Source organism: Rhizobium sp. SL86 (assembly GCF_026672545.1).
In the GTDB taxonomy this organism is placed as follows: Bacteria; Pseudomonadota; Alphaproteobacteria; order Rhizobiales; family Rhizobiaceae; genus Neorhizobium.
In genome coordinates this window covers 1,357,469-1,376,992 of record NZ_JAPPRJ010000001.1, presented here as the reverse complement: position 1 = coordinate 1,376,992, position 19,524 = coordinate 1,357,469, and the positions used below count along the sequence as shown (strand labels likewise).

Sequence of the window (19,524 nt, the reverse complement as noted above, 5' to 3'; positions counted from 1 at the left end):
GTTGATCGTATCTGAACTGACAGGCAGCCGTCAGAGCGTACGGGTGACGTGTTCCACGCGGAAGCACTCGATCGTATCGCCGGCGCGGATGTCTTCGTAGTTCTCGAAGGCCATGCCGCATTCCTGGCCGACCGGCACTTCGGAGACTTCGTCCTTGAAGCGCTTGAGGGTCTTGAGCTTGCCTTCGTGGATAACGACGTTGTCGCGCACCAGGCGAACGCCTGCGCCACGCTCGACCTTGCCTTCGACAACACGGCAACCGGCAACCTTGCCGACCTTGGTGATGTTGAAGACTTCGAGGATCTCGGCATTGCCGAGGAAGGTTTCGCGGCGCTCCGGCGAGAGCAGGCCCGACATCGCCGCCTTCACGTCATCCACCAGATCGTAGATGATGTTGTAGTAGCGGATTTCGGTGCCGGTGCGCTCGGCAGCAGCGCGAGCCTGGGTGTTGGCGCGGACGTTGAAGCCGATGATCGCGGCATTCGAGGCTTCGGCGAGAACGATATCGGATTCCGTTACGCCGCCAACGCCCGAGTGGACGATGCGGGCGCGGACTTCGTCCGTACCGAGCTTGTCGAGCGCGCCGATGATGGCTTCGATCGAACCCTGCACGTCGCCCTTGATGACGAGCGGGAACTCCTTGAGACCGGAGGTCTGCAGCTGGCTCATCATCTGTTCCAGCGAACCGCGCGAACCGGACTGGCGGGCAGCCGCCTTGTCACGGGCCAGACGCTGACGGTACTCGGAGATTTCGCGAGCACGCGCCTCGTTCTCGACGACGGCGAACTTGTCGCCGGCAGCGGGCGTTCCGGAGAGACCGAGAACCTCGACGGGGAGAGCCGGACCGGCTTCCTTGACGTGTTCGCCCTTGTCGTTGACGAGCGCACGCACGCGGCCCCACTGATCGCCGGCCACGATGATCTGGCCGGGCTTCAGCGTACCCTTCTGGATCAGCACGGTGGCAACCGCACCGCGACCACGGTCGAGCTGCGCTTCCACAACGGTGCCTTCGGCTGTCCGGTTCGGATTGGCCTTGAGGTCCAGAACTTCCGCCTGCAGCAGGATGGCTTCCAAAAGCTTGTCGAGGTTCGTGCCGTTCTTGGCCGAAACCTGCACTTCCAGAACGTCGCCGCCCATGGATTCCACGAAGACTTCGTGCTGCAAGAGGGCCGTGCGGACACGCTGCGGATCAGCCGAAGGCTTGTCGATCTTGTTGATCGCCACGATGATCGGAACACCGGCCGCCTTGGCGTGATTGATCGACTCAATCGTCTGCGGCATGACGCTGTCGTCAGCGGCAACCACCAGGATCGCGATGTCCGTCACCTGCGCACCACGGGCACGCATGGCGGTGAACGCGGCGTGGCCGGGGGTGTCGATGAAGGTGATCTTCTGGCCGTTCTGTTCGACCTGATAGGCACCGATATGCTGGGTGATGCCGCCGGCTTCGCCAGCCACGACGTTCGCCTTGCGGATCGCGTCGAGCAGCGAGGTCTTGCCGTGGTCGACGTGACCCATGATGGTGACGACCGGCGGACGCGGCAGGCGTTCACCTTCTTCATCCACCACGTTGAAGATGCCTTCTTCAACGTCGGATTCCGAAACGCGCTTGACGGTATGGCCGAATTCGGTCGCGATGAGTTCGGCAAGGTCGGCGTCGATGACGTCGCCCGGCTTCATCATCTGGCCTTCCTTCATCAGGTACTTGATGACGTCGACGGCGCGTTCGGACATACGCTGCGACAGTTCCTGAATGGTGATGGTTTCCGGCAGGATGACTTCGCGCATGACCTTTTCGCGCGTTTCCTGCATCTGGCTGCGGCGGAATTTCTCCTGGCGGCGGCGCATGGCGGCCATCGAGCGGCCGCGCGACGAACCATCGTCGTCCACATCGGCGGTCGTGACTGTCAGCTTGCCGCGGCGGCGATCGTCTTCCTTCGGACGGGCCGGAACCTTGGCCGGAGCCGGTGCGGCGACCTTGCCGCGACCCGGTGCACCGCGTGCGGGACCGCGATCATCATCATCCTCGTCGCTGGCCTTGCGGCCACGAACCGCGCCTGCCGGCAGCGGAAGTGTTGTTGCCGGAGCCGGACGGTTGACCGGCGGGCGGCCTTCCGGCGCACGGGCGGCGGGGGCCGGCGCGGCAGGACGAGCCTGGGCGGCCGGTGCCGTTTCCGTGCGTGCGGCCGGTGCTTCAACGGCCGGGGCCGCTTCCGCGGTGGTTTCCGCTGCTGTTTCGGTGGTCGTGGCTTCTGCGGCGCGGCGCTCGGCTTCGAGCTTGGCTTCGGCGGCGCGACGTTCGTCCTCGGCCCGGCGACGGGCCTCTTCCTCGGCCCGCTGCTTGGCTTCGATCACTTCGCGGGCCTGGGCCTCTGCGAGTGCGCGACGGCGTGCATCCATTTCGCTCGCGGACAGATCGTGCAGCACGGCACCGCGCGGACGATCATTGTTACGCTGCTGGGACTGCTGCGGCCGGTTGCCCTGCTGCTGCGGCGGGCGATTGACCTGCTGCTGCGGACGGTGCGACTGCTGGTTCGGCTGGTGAACGCGCTGCGGCGGCGTCTGCTGGACAGGACGCTGCGGTGCCGGCTGGGCTGCGGCTGCCGGTGCAGCGGCTTCGGGCGCGCGCTGCGGCTGAGGCGCCACCGGTGCTGCTGCTGCAGGTGTAATCGGCTTTTCGTCTTCCGGTCGCAGCGGGCGACGCTTGCGCGTCTCGACCACGACCGCCTTGGTGCGACCGCGACCCATATCCTGGCGCACGGTACCCTGAGACATCCCCGAAGGCTTCAGGGTGAGGGTCTTTTTTCCCGTAACGCTGAGTGTCTTGTCGTCTTTACTGTCGGTCATCCGTTCCTGTTCCTTCCGACAGGAACGGATGGCAACCATCACATCCTGTCGTTCAATACATGTCGTCCAATACGGCAGCCGGCATACGCCGGTGACCGCGTCATGTCCTTGACCGGCCAGCGCCGCCATTTGCTCCGGAGTGACCGCCCGTGCGGTACGTTTCGAGCTTGGTTGCGCGTTTCACTACACCTTCACCCGCCTGTCCGGCAAGCGCCGCGGCATGGATAAAAGCATTCTGGCCCATCAGTTCTTCCATTTCGGCCACGGTGAAGAGCTTGAAGGAGGGAATGTCCTCCTCGGCATCCGTACCGAGCCTCCAGGCCTTGCGGGCCTGGTCGATCTTTCTGACGCCATCCGCAGCGGCATCCACGGCGTGGAACACGCCAAGTGCCTCGCCGCTGCGAACGGCATTGTCCACCTTCGTTGCCCCGGAGATGAACTGGCTCGCCTTGCGCGCCAGGTTCATCATGCCGGCAAGATCCGCCGCCAGCAGCCGGTCAACGAGGTCGCCCAGATCCCCGGGCGCCGTGACATCCGTCTTCAGGGCACGGGCAAACAGCTTGCGCTGAATTGCCCGTTCCACCAGAGCCCGCTCGGCCCGGATCCAGCAGCCACGACCCGGAAGCTGACGCTTCAGGTCCGGAACCACCTGGCCATCCGGCCCGGCCACGAAACGGATCAAATCGGCCGGATCGGTCGCCTCGCGCGTGACGATGCAGGTGCGATCGTTCACCACCAGCTCCCCGTCATCGGCGTCACCATCACCGGTCTGCGCCGCCGCAATCATTCCTGAACTGCGGCGTCCGCCTCCTCATCCGCTTCGACAACCTCTTCTTCCTCGCGCGCCAGATCCGCTTCGGTGATCCAGCCGGCGAGCAGGCGTGCCTGCACGATCATGTTTTCCGCTTCGACGCGCGACACGTCGAACTTCGAGAAGATGCCTTCGAACTTCTTCGTTTCGCCGTCCTTGCGCTCCGACCAGCCAATCAGATCGTCGGCCGCACAGCCTGCGAAGTCTTCCACCGTCTTGATGCCGTCTTCGCCGAGCGCCACCAGCATCTTGCCGGTCAGGCCATCGATCTGGCGCAGTTCGTCGGTCACGCCGAGTTCGCGACGCTTGGCATCCATTTCCGCTTCCAGACGGTCGAGATATTCGCGGGCGCGGGTCTGGATCTCGTTGGCGGTGTCTTCATCGAAACCGTCGATGGAGGCAATTTCGTCGAGATCGACGTAAGCCAGCTCTTCCACCTGGGCAAAACCTTCGGAGGCGAGAACCTGGCCGACCATCTCGTCCACGTCGAGGGCATCCATGAACAGGTTGGTGCGCTCGTTGAATTCCTTCTGACGGCGTTCCGATTCCTCGGCCTCCGTCATGATGTCGATGTCCCAGCCCGTCAGCTGCGAGGCAAGACGGACGTTCTGGCCACGACGACCGATGGCGAGCGACAGCTGCTCGTCCGGAACCACCACTTCGATACGTTCTGCATCCTCATCGAGAACGACCTTGGCGACTTCCGCCGGCTGCAGGGCGTTGACGATGAAGGATGCCGGATCGGCCGACCACGGGATGATGTCGATCTTCTCGCCCTGCAACTCGCCGACAACCGCCTGGACGCGGGAACCGCGCATACCGACGCAGGCGCCGACCGGATCGATGGACGAGTCGTTCGAGATGACGGCGATCTTGGCGCGCGAACCCGGATCACGGGCCACCGACTTGATCTGGATGATGCCGTCGTAGATTTCCGGCACTTCCATGGTGAAGAGCTTCACCATGAACTGCGGATGGGTACGTGACAGGAAGATCTGCGGGCCACGCTGTTCGCGGCGCACGTCGTAGACATAGGCGCGGACGCGGTCGCCGTAACGCATGTTCTCGCGCGGGATCATTTCGTCGCGACGGATGATGCCTTCGCCACGGCCGAGGTCGACGATGACGTTGCCATATTCGACGCGCTTGACGGTGCCGTTGACGATTTCGCCAACGCGGTCCTTGAACTCGTCGTACTGGCGATCACGTTCGGCTTCGCGCACCTTCTGCACGATCACCTGCTTGGCCGACTGGGCGGCGATACGGCCGAAATCCATCGGCGGCAGCGGATCGGCAATATAGTCGCCGATCTTGGCATCGACGTTGCGATCACGGGCAAGCGCCAGCGGGATCTGCGTCGTATAGTCTTCGGCATGCTCCACCACTTCCAAGAGACGCTGCAGGCGGATTTCGCCGGTCTTGGAATTGATGTCGGCGCGGATGTTGCTCTCGGTGCCGTAACGCGAGCGGGCCGCCTTCTGGATCGCATCGGCCATGGCGGCCAGAACGATCTCGCGGTCGATGACCTTTTCGCGCGCCACTGCATCTGCGATCTGCAGAAGTTCAAGTCGGTTCGCACTCACTGCCATTGTCGTCGGTCTCCGTAGATCGAATGTGTGCTGCTGCCCACGTCGTCGGGCGGGCAAAATGGGGTTTAGTCTTCGTCGCTTTCGTCGTTCTGGTTCGCGGCCTCCGCCTTCGCCAGCTTGTCGGCGCGCAGGGCATCGCGGATCAGATCGTCCGTCAGGATCAGTTTCGCTTCCGCCAGCGCGGAATAGGGAATGGTCACACGCGGCTCTTCGCCATAGGCGACCTGATCGCGCTCCAGCGTGAAGCCGTTTTCGTCAGTCTCCGCGATCTTGCCGCGGAAGCGCTTGCGGTTGTCGAGAAGCACGGAGGTCTCGCACTTCACGATATGCCCGGTCCAGCGCACAAAATCGGACTTGCGCACCATCGGCCGGTCGATGCCGGGCGACGACACTTCCAGATGATACGCCTTATCGACCGGATCTTCCACATCGAGAACCGGAGAAATGGCCATCGACACCGCTTCGCAGTCCTCGACGGTCATCGTGCCGTCGTTGCGCTCGCACATGATCTGCAGCGTCAGGCCGTTCTGATTGAGGAGCCGTACCCGAACAAGGCGAAAATCCATCGCCTCCAGTGTCGGCTCGATGATTTCCGCGATCCTGAGGTCGAGACCCGTCTCAACGATGAGACGCGCTTCCTTCTGGCTGTCCTGCATATGGTCTTTCGGCGTATTCGCCGTCCCGGCGATAATGTTCCGTTTGCCTGACCGCCTAACAAAAAAGAGCGGGTCCTTCGCGGGCCCACTCTTCATCTGACGATCAAGAATTTAAGGTTCATATACGCTGCAAGCCCTCCGATTGCAAGGGCTTGCGCAAGCTTGCTCCTCCCGGCAGGCATTTCCGCTTGCCCCGGCAGGTGGTGCGACTAGTTTATGGCCCAGCATGAATCACGACGAGGTGCACCGTGCCCGACCGGGTTTCCCCCCTGGCGCCTTTCGGCCATCAGACCTTCCGAACCATCTGGATCGCCAGCATCGCCTCCAATTTCGGTGGGCTGATCCAGGCCGTCGGCGCCGCCTGGATGATGACGGCGATTTCGAACTCGGAGAACATGGTCGCACTCGTGCAGTCCTCGACCGCGCTGCCGATCATGCTGTTTTCGCTCGTCGCCGGCGCGCTTGCCGATAACTTCAATCGCCGCAGCATCATGCTGGCGGCGCAGGGGTTCATGCTGGCGGTCTCGCTGTTGCTCACGCTGTTTGCCTATTTCGGCTGGCTCAGTCCCTGGCTGCTGCTCACCTTCACCTTCCTGATCGGCTGCGGCACGGCACTCAACAATCCCTCCTGGCAGGCCTCGGTCGGCGATATGGTGCCGCGTGCCATTCTGCCGGCGGCGGTGACGCTGAACAGTGTCGGTTTCAACATCACCCGAAGCCTCGGGCCGGCGATCGGCGGGGCGATTGTCGCAGCCTTCGGTGCGGCGGCGGCCTTTGCCACCAATGCGCTGAGCTATCTGGCGCTCATCTTCGCCCTGCTTCGCTGGCGCCCGGAGCTGCCATCCAGCAAACTCCCGCGCGAAACGCTGGGGCGGGCGCTCTCGGCCGGCTTCGGTTATGTGGCCATGTCGCCGAAGCTGATCAACGTGCTGTTCCGTTCCGCGCTCTTCGGGCTCGCGGCCAGCGCCATCCTGGCGCTTCTGCCACTGGTGGCGCGGGATCTGGTGGCGGGCGGCCCGCTGACCTATGGTTTCATGCTGGGGGCCTTCGGCGTCGGGGCGGTCGGCGGCGCCATGCTGAACGCGCGGCTGCGCGAAATCTGGTCCAGCGAAATGATCGTGCGGCTGTCCTTCACCGGCTTTGCTGCCAGCGCCGTGGTGGCCGCACTCTCCACCTCCACCTGGCTCACCTGCCTGGTCCTTCTCGTGCCCGGTGCCTGCTGGGTTTTGGCGTTGTCGCTGTTCAACACGACCGTCCAGCTGTCGACGCCGCGCTGGGTGGTGGGCCGCGCGCTCTCTTTCTATCAGACCGCTGCCTTTGGTGGCATTGCCGTTGGCAGCTGGCTCTGGGGCACGATCGCGGAGGAGCATGGGGTTGCCACCTCGCTGATGATTGCGAGCCTCGTGATGGTGCTCGGCGCGGTGGTGGGCTGGAAATTTGCGCTTCCTTCGCTCGAGACGCTCAATCTCGACCCGGCCAACACCTTCCGTGAACCGTCGCTCCGCCTCGATCTGCAGCCGCGCAGTGGCCCGATCGTCCTGCTCGTCGATTACACGATCCACGAGGAAAACGTGCCGGAGTTTCTCGCCCTGATGTCGGAGCGCCGTCGCATCCGCATCCGGGATGGTGCCCGCCAGTGGGCGCTGATGCGCGACCTGGAAAACCCGGACATCTGGACCGAGACCTATCATACCGCCACCTGGGCCGATTACGTGCGCCACAACCAGCGCCGCACCCAGGCGGATTCGGAGGTCTGGACGCGCATCCGTGCCCTGCATGCCGGACCGGAAGGTCCGCGCGTCCACCGCATGATCGAACGCCAGGCCATCCCACCGGAGGATACCGGCGACGACATCTTCCAGAAAACCTCCATCGATCTTCACCATTGAGGGCAGACGCATGGTCCAAATTCGCAAGGCAGAGCGCAAGGATCTCGCCGCCATCGTCGCAATGCTCGCAGACGACCAGCTGGGTCTGTCGCGCGAAGTCGTCTCGGACCCGGTGGATGCGCGGTATGTCGAGGCCTTTTCCGCCATCGAAACGGACCCCAACCAGTTGCTGGCAGTGGTGCTGGGCGAGGCGGGCGAGGTTATCGGCTGTCTTCAGATCAGTTTCATTCCTGGCCTCTCGCGCCTCGGTCTCTGGCGCGGCCAGATCGAGAGCGTGCGCATTTCGAGCGACCAGCGCGGCAGTGGTCTCGGGCGCGAGATGATGCTCTGGGCAATCGAGGAATGCCGTCGGCGCGGCTGCGGCCTTGTCCAGCTGACCTCCGACAAACGCCGCGAGGATGCATTGCGCTTCTACGAGCAGCTGGGCTTCGAGGCGAGCCACGAAGGGTTCAAGCTCAGCCTTTAGCGCAGTTTCGCCTTCAGGCTTTCATCCGGAAAACAGGTGGGCGTCAGACCGTTCTTCGCCTGCCAGTCGCCAAGCGAGCGGCGGGTCTTGAAACCGGCCAGCCCATCCGCCTTGCCGACATCATAACCCTTGGCCTGCAGGCTCTTCTGCATGGCCAGCACATCCGAACGCAGCATCTTGCCGACGGCCCCCCATTGACCCTGGAACGCGCCGCTGCCAAAGGCGATGCGATCGGCCAGATTGCCGATGAAGAGCGCGTAGAGATCGGAATTGTTGTATTCCTTCAGCACGTAGAAGTTCGGCGTGACGATGAATTCCGGTCCATGCCGCCCGGCCGGCACCAGCATCATGCCGGAAAGCTTCGCCTCCTCGACGGGAAAGGCTTTTCCTGAGATGCGGGTAATGCCGCTCGCCTGCCAGGCGGAAATCGGTTTCGCCAGATCCGGCCCTTCCTGCGCGCAGGAGACGCCGTCAGGAATGCTCACCTCGAAGCCCCAGTCGCGACCGCGCTGCCAGCCTTTCAGCGCCAGATAATGCGCGATCGAGCCCAGCGTATCAGGCACCGAATCCCAGATATCGGCGCGGCCATCGCCATCAAAATCGACGGCGTATTTGACATAACTCGACGGCATGAACTGCGGTTGGCCAAGCGCGCCGGCCCACGAGCCCATCATCCGCCCCGGCGCGACATCGCCGTGTTCGAGAATGCGCAGCGCGTCGATCAGTTCGGTGCGGAACATCTCCTTGCGGGTCGACATGAAGGCCTTGGTCGCCAGCACTTCAATGGCAGAGTAGGGCAGTTTTGCCCGGCCATAACCGGATTCCCGGCCCCAGATGGCAATCACGATGGCACCCGGCACGCCATAGGTCTTTTCGATTTTGCGGAGCGTTGCCGCATGGTTCTCAGCCAGCGTCCGGCCGGTCGCGGCAAGCCCCTGCAGGCGCTGCTCGGAGAAATAGGCGCCGGGCGAGGAGAATTCTGCCTGGCTCTGGTCCTGCTCCTTCGGCGGTGTCGTGCCGGGCGGCACGAGATCCGGCAGCGACCAGTTGAGGGTGACCCCCTGGAACGCACGCTCGATCGTCTTCTCCGAAACGCCCGCTTTGCGCGCCTCCGCTGCCAGATCGCGGCTGATCCAGGCGCGGAACGCGGCTTCCACCTCGGATTTGGAAGGGGCCGCAAGGGCGGGGAGGGAGACCGTGTTCAGGCCAAGGAGCGTCAACGCCACGAGACAACGTTTGCCAACCCAGACAGCCCCCCTCTGACCTGCCGGCCATCTCCCCCACAAGGGGGGAGAAGACTTGCAGCTCCGCCCTGCCCGGATCAAGGCGACGAGGCTGCGGCAGGTTAAGCCCCTCCCCCTTGTGGGGAGGGGTTGGGGAGGGGTGTTTGTGACCGATCCAGTCATCGTTCCGCTTAAGGAGAGGGGGGATCCCGCGGATCTGTCCATATCCACCGAAGACCTGGAAATTTCGTGCCGTCCGGTGAGGATGTTCCGAAGAAGCCTGATCACTGTATCTCCTCCTCCCGTCATCTTCAAATCGCCGTGCGCGCTCGAAGTGCGGCCGTCAGTGTTCCCTCGTCCAGATAGTCCAGTTCGCCGCCCACCGGCACGCCATGCGCCAGCCTTGTGATCTTGACCGGCAGCTCGGCCAGCCGGTCGGTGATGTAATGCGCCGTTGCCTGGCCCTCCACCGTCGCGTTGACGGCGAGGATGATTTCCCGGATGCCGCCTTCGCTCGCCCGGTCGACAAGGCCCTTGATGTTGAGATCGTCCGGCCCGACGCCATCGAGCGGCGAGAGCGTTCCCCCCAGCACGTGGTAGGCGGCATTCATCGCGCCGGCGCGTTCGAGCGCCCAGAGATCGGAAACATCCTCCACAACGATGATCACGGACTGGTCGCGCCGGTCGTCGGTGCAGACCGTGCAGGGATCGCTGGTATCGACATTGCCGCAACGCGAACATACCTTGACCTTGTCATAGGCTTCGCCCAGCGCCAGCGACAGCGGGCCCATCAACTGTTCGCGTTTCTTGATGAGGTGCAGGGCGGCGCGCCGCGCGGAGCGGGGCCCGAGCCCCGGAACCTTTGCCAGCAGCTGGATGAGTTTTTCGATTTCGGGACCGGTAACGCGTTTTGCCATGCGCCGCTTTTAGACGATAAGCGTTGGAAACGGAATCGCACAGTGAGGCATCTCTCGTGAAAGTCAGCGCCATCTGCATCGGACGACCGGAGAAAGTGCCGGGCAGGACCTATAAGACCGGTCTCAATAAGGGTCCGGTCAGCGGTGCCGTCCTGATCGACGAGAGCGGGCTGCTCGGTGATTCGGTGCTGAACCGCAAACATCACGGCGGGCCGGACCAGGCGGTTTACGGGCTGGGCTCGGTGGATTTGGCGGCCTGGTCGGCCGAACTGGGAAAAACCGTCGAACCCGGCACGTTCGGCGAAAACCTGGTGATCGACGGGCTCGACAGCCGGATCGTGCGGGTCGGCGACCGGTTTCAGACGGAGGATATCCTGCTGGAGGTGACCTCGACGCGCACGCCGTGCGCGACGCTTTCGGCCCGCATGGGGGATCCGCGCTTTGCCCGTCGGTTCTACCAGATGGCGAGGCCGGGCTTTTATGCCCGGGTCCTGCGCAACGGGACGATGCGGGCCGGCGATCCAGTCACCCACATCCCCTTCGACGGGCAATCCGTCACAATGCCGTACCTGCTGGGACTGGTGACGAAGCAGGTGAGCGACGAAGAGCGCGCTCACCTCCTGGCTCTCCCGATCAGCGAAAGGCTGCGGGCAGCTTTATCGGGCTGACGTACTTAGAACGGCAGCTTCATGCCGGGCGGGATCGGCAGGCCGGCGGTCAGTTCGCGGGTCTTTTCGGCGGCGAGCGCCTCGGCCTTGTCCTTGGCATCCTTGTGCGCGGCAATAACGAGGTCTTCGAGGATCTCGACCTCGTCTTCCTTGAACAGCGAGGGGTCGATCTTCAGGCCCAGCATTTCGCCCTTGCCGGTCATGCGCACGGCCACCAGGCCACCGCCGGATTTGCCCTCGACTTCGAGCGCGGCGATATCCGCCTGCATCTGCTCCATCTTGGCCTGCATTTCCTTGACCTTGCCCATCATGCCCATGATGTCGCGCATCGGGTCGCTCCTTCTCGTTTCCTGTCAGAATTCCATGTCGTCGCCGGGCAGAATGTCGCCCTCGTCGGTTTCGATCGTCGCCGACGGTTTGACCTCTTCGGTCTCGTCGTCCTCGCTCACCCGGATGCGCACGTCGGTAATGCGGGCGCCGGGGAACTGGCTGAGGATGGCCGCGACATCCGGATCGGCCTTGGCATCGATCAGCCGTGCCTCACGCACTTCGCTGTCCACCTCGGCCAGCGTTTGTGAGCCCTTTTCGCGGCTGAGGATCACCATCCAGCGGGTTTCAGTCCACTCTTCCAGCCGTCGTTGCAGGTCGCCGACGATACTTTTCGGCGCATCCGGTGGCAGGTTGATTTCCAGCCGGCCGGGATCCAGCTTGACCAGCCGCACGAAGCTGCGCAGCAGCGCCTTCAGTTTCGGATCGCGGTTCTTGGTGCAGAGGTCGGCGATGTCCGACAGCGAGGTGATCGGCACCTTCGGTGCCGGCGCGGCGGCGGGCTGGCTTGCCGGCCGCTCTTCCGTGCGCCCAACGGCCATCGGCTGCGGCGTCGACGGGACAGCGGCGAGCATCGCCGTCGGTCCGCCCGAGCCACCGTTGGAGGCCATGCGCGGAGCGGGTGTCTGGTCTGCGCCGCGTGCCATCGTGGCCGGAGATCCGCCAAGGCTTGCCCGCGGACCGCCATTACCCGAACCTTGAGCCGAAGGGCCGGCATCACCGCCGCCGTTCAGCAGATCGGCCACCCGACGTGCGGCATCTTCTGGCGAGGGCAGATGTGCGGCATGCGCCAAGCGGATCAGCACCATTTCGGCGGCACCGGCCGGACGCGAGGAGTTTTCCGCCTCCGGAATACCCTTCAGCAGCATCTGCCACATCCGCGACAGCGTGGTGACGGCGACATTGCCGGCAAATTCTGCACCGCGCACCCGCTCCACTTCGCTGAGCGAGGGGTCGTTGCCGGCTTCCGGGATATATTTGATGCGGGTGACGAGATGGGTGAAATCGGCGAGATCCGTCAGCACGACGACCGGGTTGGCGCCCGCCTCGTATTGGGCGGAAAACTCGTGCAGCGCGGCCTGCACGTCGCCTTTGACCACATGTTCGAAGAGATCGACGATGCGCGCCCGGTCGGCAAGGCCCAGCATGCCGCGCACGGTCTCGACCTGCACCGATCCGCCGCCATGGGCAATCGCCTGATCGAGCAGGGAGAGGCCGTCACGGGCGGAACCTTCCGCTGCGCGTGCGATCATCGCCAGCGCCTCCGGTTCGAAGGCAATCGCCTCCTTGCCGAGGATCGCGGAAAACAGGCCGACGAGATCGGCCGCACTGATGCGGCGCAGGTCAAACCGCTGGCAGCGCGAGAGAACCGTGATCGGCACCTTGCGGATTTCGGTGGTGGCGAAGATGAACTTCACATGCTCCGGCGGCTCTTCCAGCGTCTTCAAGAGACCGTTGAAGGCCTGCGTCGAGAGCATGTGCACTTCGTCGATGATATAGACCTTGTAGCGCGCCGAGACCGGACGGTAGCGCACCTGCTCGATGATCTCGCGGATGTCGTCGATGCCGGTATGCGAGGCCGCGTCCATCTCGATCACATCGACATGACGGCCTTCCATGATCGCCTGGCAATGTTCGCCGGGAATGCGCAGGTCGATGGTCGGTTTGTCGATCTCGGGGGTCTTGTAGTTCAGTGCTCGGGCCAGAATGCGGGCGGTCGTCGTTTTGCCCACGCCGCGCACGCCGGTCAGCATGTAGGCCTGGGCGATGCGGCCCGTCTCGAAGGCGTTGGTGAGGGTGCGGACCATCGGCTCCTGGCCGACCATCAGGTCCGAAAAATCCTTGGGGCGATATTTGCGTGCCAGAACGCGGTAGCCGGCGTTCCCGGTTGCGGTCGTTCCCGAAACTGTCAGCCCGGTGTCGCTCATCAAGTCCCGCCAGCCCCGCTTGGCTATCCCAGCCTTTGACCAGCCAAACGGCCGGACCGGAAGCTGACCATGAAAGAGTTAGAAGGTGGGAGGCTGGCACGGCGACCCGTGCCGGGCTCGTTAGGGCTGCTTCCTTCCGGACCTGACCCGGTTGGCGAGTGGCTCGTCCACCACCAACCTCCCGAGGGGACATATCGTCGTTTCGCGCAGCAAATGCAAGCCAAGCCGTCAAAAAACTGCTAGCAGAGACAAAAACGCGGAGGACACCTTGAGCGCATTTGAATTGGATGCCCGGCTGGCGCGGGATTCGGAGCTGGTGACCGTTCTCGGCCTCTGCCAGCTGCGCCTGTTGAAGGACAGCCGCTGGCCCTGGCTGATGCTGGTGCCGCAGCGGGCCGACAAGACCGAGATCTTCGAATTGGCGCCGCTCGATCAGGCCATGCTCACCTTCGAGACAAACATGATCGGCGAAGCGCTGAAAAAGGTCACCGGCGCAAAGAAGATCAATATCGGTGCGCTTGGCAATGTCGTTTCCCAGCTGCATGTGCATGTGGTGGCGCGCAACGAGGGCGATGCCAACTGGCCCGGCCCGATCTGGGGTTTCGGCACGGCTGTTCCTTACGATGATCCGGCAAAACAGGCCTTTCTCAAGGCGCTCAACGAAGCGATGTCCCCATGAGCATTTCTCTTTTCGAAACGGATGCGCCGCATCCGGAAGCCAGCCGGCTGACCGCCTTTTCCGGCAATCGCCTGGATCGTGCTGCCGAACACCGCACGGAGGACTGCCTGGAACAGGCCGTTGCCCATGATGGCGCCCATATTCTGGTGCTTGCCGGCGGCAAACTGGTGCTCAAACATGACGACCAGGTGCTGGATGCGCTGTTTGCCAAACATGAACTGGCAGGCCTGCATCCGGACATGGAGACGTTGATCCTGCTCGGTTACCGCCAGAATGGCGAACCTCGGCTTGCGGTGAGCCTTACGATGCCGCTGGAGCAGCTGGAAAGCCAGTTCAAGATCACCGATGCCCGTTCGGCCTTTCGCGACAGCCTGCTGGACGAGGAAACGCTGGGTGAGGTGGCGCAGGCCCTCAGCCTCACTCACTGGAATGCCGCCAACCGTTTCTGCGGCAAATGCGGCACAAAGAGCGAGAGCCAGCTCGGCGGCTACAAGCGCAGCTGTCCCGCCTGCGGCCACATGATGTTTCCCCGCACCGATCCGGTTGTCATCATGCTGACGGTGGATGTGGCAAATGACCGCGTGCTGCTTGGGCGTGGCCATCAATTTGCACCCGGCATGTATTCGACGCTGGCGGGTTTCGTCGAACCGGGAGAAACGATCGAGGACGCCGTGCGCCGCGAGACGCTGGAGGAATCCGGCATCGAGACGGGGCGCGTGCGCTATCACGCCTCGCAGCCCTGGCCAATGCCGCACTCGCTGATGATCGGCTATTATGCCGAGGCACTGTCGCACGAGATCCGCCGCGACGAGCAGGAACTGGCCGACTGCCGCTGGTTCAGCCGTGCCGAGGTCGCCGCGATGCTGGAGGCCGATCCGGCTGGCGAGGGGCCCTTTGCACCGCCGCGCGGCGCGATTGCCCACCGCCTGATGCGCGACTGGGTGGAGTGGAGCCGGTAGTTATCCGGCTTTCGGCTTCCGGGTAAACGCATGGACGGCGAGAGAGACGCCGGCGATCTGCAGGGTCGCGCCGATCGCTTCGGAAGCGGTCGGCCACCGGTGGTCGAGCATCAGCCCGAAGATCAGCCCGAACACGGTTTCCGCCACGATCAGCTGGGCCGTCAGTGTCAGCGGCAGGCGGTTGGAGGCAAAACTCCAGCACCAGGTGGCCAGCCAGGAGGCGGCCATGCCCAGCACCACCGCCCAGGCGAGAAAATGCAGCAGTTGATCCGTCGAGGCGGTGGCATAGGTGTTGGAGGCCATCGGGATCAGGACGAGCGAACCGGCCAGCGCGCCGAGCCCGTGCAGGTTCGTCCAGTCCATGGCGGTGGGCGGGTTCGGCGAGCGCATGATCCTGGCATTGATGATGCCGTAGAGCACCCAGACCAGCAGGGCCGCAACCGCGCAGCCGGCACCCGCCAGCATCATCCGCTGCCCGTCGAGATCGAGTTTTGCCACCAGTTCCACGTTCACGACGGCAATGCCGGCGGCGATCATCAAAAGCGGCAGCGCGAGCCGCTGCCAGTCGACGGACCGGTCCATCAGATTGGCGATCGCCGGCAGGATGACCGGCATGATGCCGATGATCAGCGGCGGAACGACGGCGCCCGCGAGAAGTACCGCCTGCGACGCCAGCACGAAATAACCGACATAACCGATCACGCCGAGCATCATGCCGATGAAGATCCGCTGGCCACCGACACCCTGCAGGCGAAAACGCGGGTGCAACATGGTCAGCGCGCAGGTGAGGCCGAAGATCGCATAACGGCCGATGGTGATGTCGAACAGCGTGAACGGGTGAACCAGCCGCGCAGCGACAAAGGTAAGGCCCCACAGGGCGCATGTGGTGAGGCCTGCGAGAATCCCGAGCAGCATTGGAACTCCTTTGCCGGCTGCAGGATGACGCGGGAGGGCGCGCTGATCACCGCAGGCGAACACGATCGGAAAGGTGCCGGGGGAGGTCTCCCCCGGCGAAACGGAAGGTTTGGTCAGGCGTCGTGCAGCGAACGCCGCATCGGATGGCCGAGATAGGTGCCGAGAATGCGTACCTTTTCGGAGAAGAACCGCAGTTCCTCCAAGGCGCGGCGCACCGGTGCATCGTCCGGATGGCCTTCGATATCCGCATAGAACTGGGTGGCGACGAACTTGCCGCCGATCTGATAGCTTTCCAGCTTCGTCATGTTGATGCCGTTGGTGGCAAAACCGCCGAGCGCCTTGTAGAGCGCGGCGGGGATGTTGCGCACGTTGAAGACAAAGGTGGTGACGATCAGGTCCGCTTCGCTCTGGCGCTTCACCCAGTGCTCGTCGCGTGACAGCACGACGAAGCGGGTGACGTTGCTTTCCGAATCCTCGACATTCTCCTGCATGATTTCCAGCCCGTAGAGACCGGCGGCGAGGCGGGGCGCAAGGGCTGCCATCGAGCGGTCGCCACGCTCGGCGACCAGTTTGGCGGCACCGGCCGTATCGCCGGCGACGACACCCTTCCAGCCGTTCGAGCGGATGATCTTACGGCACTGGCCAAGCGCATGGATATGGCTGTGCACGGTGCGGATCTCGTCGCGCGCGACGCCCGGTAGAACCATCAGCTGGAAACGGATCGGCATGAAATATTCGCCGATGATATGCAGCCGTGATTCGGGCAAAAGGTGGTGGATATCCGCCACACGGCCGGCGAGCGTGTTCTCGATCGGGATCATCGCCAGGTCCGCTTCGCCGCTTTCAAGCGCGGTAAAGGCATCCTCGAAGGTCGGGCAGGGCAGCGGCTCCATGTCCGGGAACATGTCCCGGCAGGCCATGTCGGAGTTGGCGCCAAAATCGCCCTGGAAGGCGATGCGGTTGGTTTTCGAAACCATCAGAATGTCCATCAGAGGGAACGGCTGGCGAGGATCGCACGCGCCTTGTCGAGGTCGATCGGAGTATCGACGCCGAGCGGCACGGAGTCAACGATCTCCACATCAATGCGCATGCCGGCTTCCAGCGCCCGCAACTGTTCCAGCCTTTCGCGCAGTTCCAGCACGGAGGGGCCAAGCGTGACGAAGCGTTCGAGCGCCCGGCGGCGATAGGTGTAAAGGCCGATGTGATGGTAAAGCGGGCCCTCGCCATAAGGGGCGGTGGCGCGGGTGAAGTACAGCGCACGCAGTCGTTCCGCCGAAAGAGGCGAGCCTATCACCTTGACGATGTTCGGATTTACCTTGTCGTCCTCGTCGTGGATCTCGACCGCGAGCGTGGCGATATCCACCGAAGGCTCCTGCATCGGCCTGAACGATGCCAGGATTGTTTCCGGCTCGATCGTCGGAAGATCGCCCTGCACGTTAATGATGTATTCGAAGCGTCCGTCCGGATCGGCGGACTGCAGTGCCTCATGGATGCGATCGGAACCGGACTGGTGATCGACCCTCGTCATCACCACGTCGAAACCGGCAGAGCGCACTGCGTCGAAAACGCTCTGGTCGTCCACGGCAACCATGACGCGCCCGAGATCGGCCTCCCGGGCACGCCGGGCAACCTGTACGATCATGGGGGCGCCGCCGATATCGGCAAGCGGTTTGCCGGGCAGGCGTGTGGACGCCATGCGGGCGGGGATCAGAACGAGCGTTTTGTCGGATTCCGGATTGCGCATCAATGTCTTCCTGGCATCCCCCAGGATGGCAAAAGGTCTCAGGGGGCGTGCACTGATTCAGGTTGCACCAGTGTCGCAAAAGGCATAGCTTTCAAGGGATTTCAAGGTGGGACGCTCGCGATTCCAGCGGGTGGGAAGGAGCTTTTAGCGGATGAACGCCTATACGAACATGGCTGTGGGGGCCTTGCTCAGTACCGTCTTTGTCATGATGTCTGTCTCGATCGCCTCGGAAGGGCTGTTCCATTCCGAAGCGCCGGAGAAGCCAGGATTTGCGATCGTTGCTGAAGAGGCGCCGGCAAGCGGCACCGGTGAAGCGGCCGCTGCCGCCGCTGTTCCGATCGGAAAACTGATGGCAACCGCAGATGCAGCCGCCGGTGCGACCGTCTTCAAGAAGTGTCAAAGCTGTCATTCCGGGGAGAAGGGCGGACCCAACAAGGTCGGCCCGGATCTCTGGGATCTCGTCAACCGTCCGATGGCCACGCATGAAGGCTTCAGCTATTCGGCAGCCATGAAGGACTTTTCGAAGGGCGGCACCGTGGTTTGGGACTACGAGCACCTGAACCACTTCCTGGCGGCTCCGAAGGCCTATATCGCCGGCACGGCAATGGGCTTTGCCGGGGTGAAGAAGGATGACGAGCGGGCAAACCTGATCGCCTATCTGCGGTCTTTGTCGGACAACCCGGCTCCGCTGCCGGATCCGAATGCCGAAGCGGCGCCCGCGACGAACTGACACGTCACGGTGGAGAGATAACCAAAAGCCCGGTCCCGTGCCGGGCTTTTTTGCGTCGGGATTTCATGTGTGCCGGGCACCTGCTCAGGCGAGGACCCAGGCCCAGAAACTGACGGTGACGATGCCGAAGATCGTCGTGATGCTGATGACGGAGGCCGCCAGGCTGCCGCCGGACTGAAACCGGACCGCAAGGATCCAGGCATTGATGCCCGTCGGAACGGAGGCCGTCAGCACCATGGCGGCGGTCCAGGCTTTCGAGAGGCCGAGGATCTGGGCAAGGGCGAAGACGCTGGCCGGAAGCAGGGTCAGCTTCAGCAGCGCCATGACGGTCGCAAGGCCCAGATTTCCCTTCACCGGATATTTGCGCAACGTCATGCCGAGCGAGATCAGTGCCGCACCCGCGGTCACGCTGGCGATCTGGTCCACGACGCTTTTCACCACGGCCGGCAGGGCGCCAATCCCCGTCAGATTGTAGCCGATGCCGAGGGTGAGCGCGATGACGAGCGGATTGCGCACGAGGTTCGCCGCGACCTGGCGGATGACCGCCAGCAGACCTTGCCGCTCCCTACCGTCCTCCTTGGCGCTCGCATGCTCCATCAAAATCGTGCCGACCACCATCATGAAGGGCAGGTGCACGGCGAGCAGAATGGAAATCGCGACGATACCATCTTCGCCGACCGATCGCCCGACCAGCGGCAGACCGATAAAGACATTATTGGCAAAGGCCGACGACATGCCGGCGATCACGCCGATCTTGGCGTCGCGGGCAAAGAGGTGGCGGGCCATCAGATGGCCGACTGTCCAGGTGATCGCGACACCGCCGAAATAGGCGACCCACAGCCGGAAGGGAGAAGCGCCCTGGAAATGCGCTTCCGCAAGCGTTCGGAAGATCAGGGCGGGAAGTGCGACCTTGAAGACGAATTCCGCCAGACCATCCCCCGTCTGTTCCCGCAACAGTCCTGTGCGAGCCGCGATCCATCCGAGCAGGATGAGCAGGAATATGGGAGCGACGTTGAGGAAGACGGCAGACACGCGAGGAAGGCTTTCACGACACAGAAGCCTTCGATGTAGCGGATATGGGCAAACCGTACAAATCGAGATCGATGCCGCCGGCAAAAATCGACCTGGCATTGGTACCGGAACCGCCCATCGCCAGTTCATCCGTGGTCGATGGGC

At 63.5% G+C, this 19,524-nt stretch carries 18 protein-coding genes and 1 other RNA gene; 6 read left to right on the top strand and 13 right to left on the bottom strand.

Features of this window, described 5'->3' with window-relative positions; all coding sequences use genetic code 11:
- Nucleotides 1-30 precede the first annotated feature (30 nt).
- From infB to rimP, 4 genes are all read right to left on the bottom strand, one after another.
- A complete protein-coding gene (gene infB, locus OU993_RS06965) occupies nt 31-2,847 on the bottom strand; it encodes a translation initiation factor IF-2 (RefSeq protein WP_268155676.1) in 2,817 nt (938 codons plus the stop codon).
- Between the two features lie 100 nt (nt 2,848-2,947).
- Nucleotides 2,948-3,634 carry an RNA-binding protein gene (locus tag OU993_RS06960; RefSeq protein ID WP_268155674.1) on the bottom strand — a complete coding sequence of 229 codons (687 nt, stop codon included), beginning with the start codon at nt 3,632-3,634 and terminating at the stop codon, nt 2,948-2,950.
- Nucleotides 3,631-5,247, bottom strand: a complete 1,617-nt coding sequence (nusA, locus tag OU993_RS06955; RefSeq protein WP_268155672.1) for a transcription termination factor NusA — start codon at nt 5,245-5,247, stop codon at nt 3,631-3,633. Before nusA ends, OU993_RS06960 begins: the two co-directional genes overlap by 4 nt.
- Nucleotides 5,248-5,312: 65 nt before the next feature.
- A complete protein-coding gene (gene rimP / locus OU993_RS06950) occupies nt 5,313-5,903 on the bottom strand; it encodes a ribosome maturation factor RimP (RefSeq protein ID WP_268155670.1) in 591 nt (196 codons plus the stop codon).
- 248 nt (nt 5,904-6,151) lie between these two features.
- Between rimP and OU993_RS06945 the strand changes: the two genes are divergently transcribed.
- The gene (locus OU993_RS06945) at nt 6,152-7,792 is read left to right on the top strand and encodes an MFS transporter (RefSeq protein WP_268155669.1); all 1,641 of its coding nucleotides are present in this window, start codon (nt 6,152-6,154) and stop codon (nt 7,790-7,792) included.
- Between the two features lie 10 nt (nt 7,793-7,802).
- Complete coding sequence (locus OU993_RS06940) at nt 7,803-8,258, top strand: GNAT family N-acetyltransferase (protein WP_268155668.1); 456 nt, start codon at nt 7,803-7,805, stop codon at nt 8,256-8,258.
- Here OU993_RS06940 and OU993_RS06935 read toward each other — a convergent pair.
- Together OU993_RS06935 and recR are read right to left on the bottom strand one after the other, a co-directional pair.
- On the bottom strand, nt 8,255-9,484 hold the full coding sequence (locus OU993_RS06935; protein WP_268155667.1) for a lytic murein transglycosylase: 1,230 nt from the start codon (nt 9,482-9,484) through the stop codon (nt 8,255-8,257). The two genes, OU993_RS06940 and OU993_RS06935, sit on opposite strands and share 4 nt — an antisense overlap.
- A gap of 308 nt (nt 9,485-9,792) precedes the next feature.
- Nucleotides 9,793-10,398, bottom strand: coding sequence for a recombination mediator RecR (gene recR / locus OU993_RS06930; protein WP_268155665.1), 606 nt, complete (start codon nt 10,396-10,398; stop codon nt 9,793-9,795).
- A gap of 56 nt (nt 10,399-10,454) precedes the next feature.
- Here recR and OU993_RS06925 point away from each other — a divergent pair, with 56 nt between their 5' ends.
- Nucleotides 10,455-11,066 (top strand): MOSC domain-containing protein, encoded by a 612-nt coding sequence (locus tag OU993_RS06925; RefSeq protein WP_268155663.1) that lies wholly within the window; start codon nt 10,455-10,457, stop codon nt 11,064-11,066.
- A 5-nt stretch (nt 11,067-11,071) separates the two neighbouring features.
- On the opposite strand, the gene OU993_RS06920 is transcribed toward OU993_RS06925, so the two are convergent.
- From OU993_RS06920 to ffs, 3 genes are all read right to left on the bottom strand, one after another.
- Nucleotides 11,072-11,395, bottom strand: a complete 324-nt coding sequence (locus OU993_RS06920) for a YbaB/EbfC family nucleoid-associated protein (protein ID WP_268155661.1) — start codon at nt 11,393-11,395, stop codon at nt 11,072-11,074.
- A gap of 24 nt (nt 11,396-11,419) precedes the next feature.
- Nucleotides 11,420-13,321 carry a DNA polymerase III subunit gamma/tau gene (locus OU993_RS06915; protein WP_268155659.1) on the bottom strand — a complete coding sequence of 634 codons (1,902 nt, stop codon included), beginning with the start codon at nt 13,319-13,321 and terminating at the stop codon, nt 11,420-11,422.
- An 85-nt stretch (nt 13,322-13,406) separates the two neighbouring features.
- Nucleotides 13,407-13,503, bottom strand: an RNA gene (ffs, locus tag OU993_RS06910) — signal recognition particle sRNA small type.
- An 86-nt stretch (nt 13,504-13,589) separates the two neighbouring features.
- Here ffs and OU993_RS06905 point away from each other — a divergent pair.
- Nucleotides 13,590-14,000: an HIT family protein gene (locus OU993_RS06905; protein WP_268155657.1), complete on the top strand. Its 411-nt coding sequence runs from the start codon at nt 13,590-13,592 to the stop codon at nt 13,998-14,000.
- The gene (gene nudC, locus OU993_RS06900; protein ID WP_268155655.1) at nt 13,997-14,959 is read left to right on the top strand and encodes an NAD(+) diphosphatase; all 963 of its coding nucleotides are present in this window, start codon (nt 13,997-13,999) and stop codon (nt 14,957-14,959) included. Before OU993_RS06905 ends, nudC begins: the two co-directional genes overlap by 4 nt.
- Here nudC and OU993_RS06895 read toward each other — a convergent pair whose 3' ends face one another.
- The 3 genes from OU993_RS06895 to OU993_RS06885 form a co-directional block, all read right to left on the bottom strand.
- Complete coding sequence (locus OU993_RS06895; protein WP_268155653.1) at nt 14,960-15,874, bottom strand: DMT family transporter; 915 nt, start codon at nt 15,872-15,874, stop codon at nt 14,960-14,962.
- Between the two features lie 113 nt (nt 15,875-15,987).
- The gene (locus tag OU993_RS06890) at nt 15,988-16,851 is read right to left on the bottom strand and encodes a prephenate dehydratase (protein WP_268155651.1); all 864 of its coding nucleotides are present in this window, start codon (nt 16,849-16,851) and stop codon (nt 15,988-15,990) included.
- An 11-nt stretch (nt 16,852-16,862) separates the two neighbouring features.
- A complete protein-coding gene (locus OU993_RS06885) occupies nt 16,863-17,618 on the bottom strand; it encodes a 3-deoxy-manno-octulosonate cytidylyltransferase (RefSeq protein ID WP_268155649.1) in 756 nt (251 codons plus the stop codon).
- A 151-nt stretch (nt 17,619-17,769) separates the two neighbouring features.
- Here OU993_RS06885 and OU993_RS06880 point away from each other — a divergent pair, with 151 nt between their 5' ends.
- Nucleotides 17,770-18,348 carry a c-type cytochrome gene (locus tag OU993_RS06880; protein WP_268155647.1) on the top strand — a complete coding sequence of 193 codons (579 nt, stop codon included), beginning with the start codon at nt 17,770-17,772 and terminating at the stop codon, nt 18,346-18,348.
- An 84-nt stretch (nt 18,349-18,432) separates the two neighbouring features.
- Here OU993_RS06880 and OU993_RS06875 read toward each other — a convergent pair whose 3' ends face one another.
- Nucleotides 18,433-19,380 (bottom strand): AEC family transporter, encoded by a 948-nt coding sequence (locus OU993_RS06875; RefSeq protein ID WP_268155645.1) that lies wholly within the window; start codon nt 19,378-19,380, stop codon nt 18,433-18,435.
- Nucleotides 19,381-19,524 lie beyond the last annotated feature (144 nt).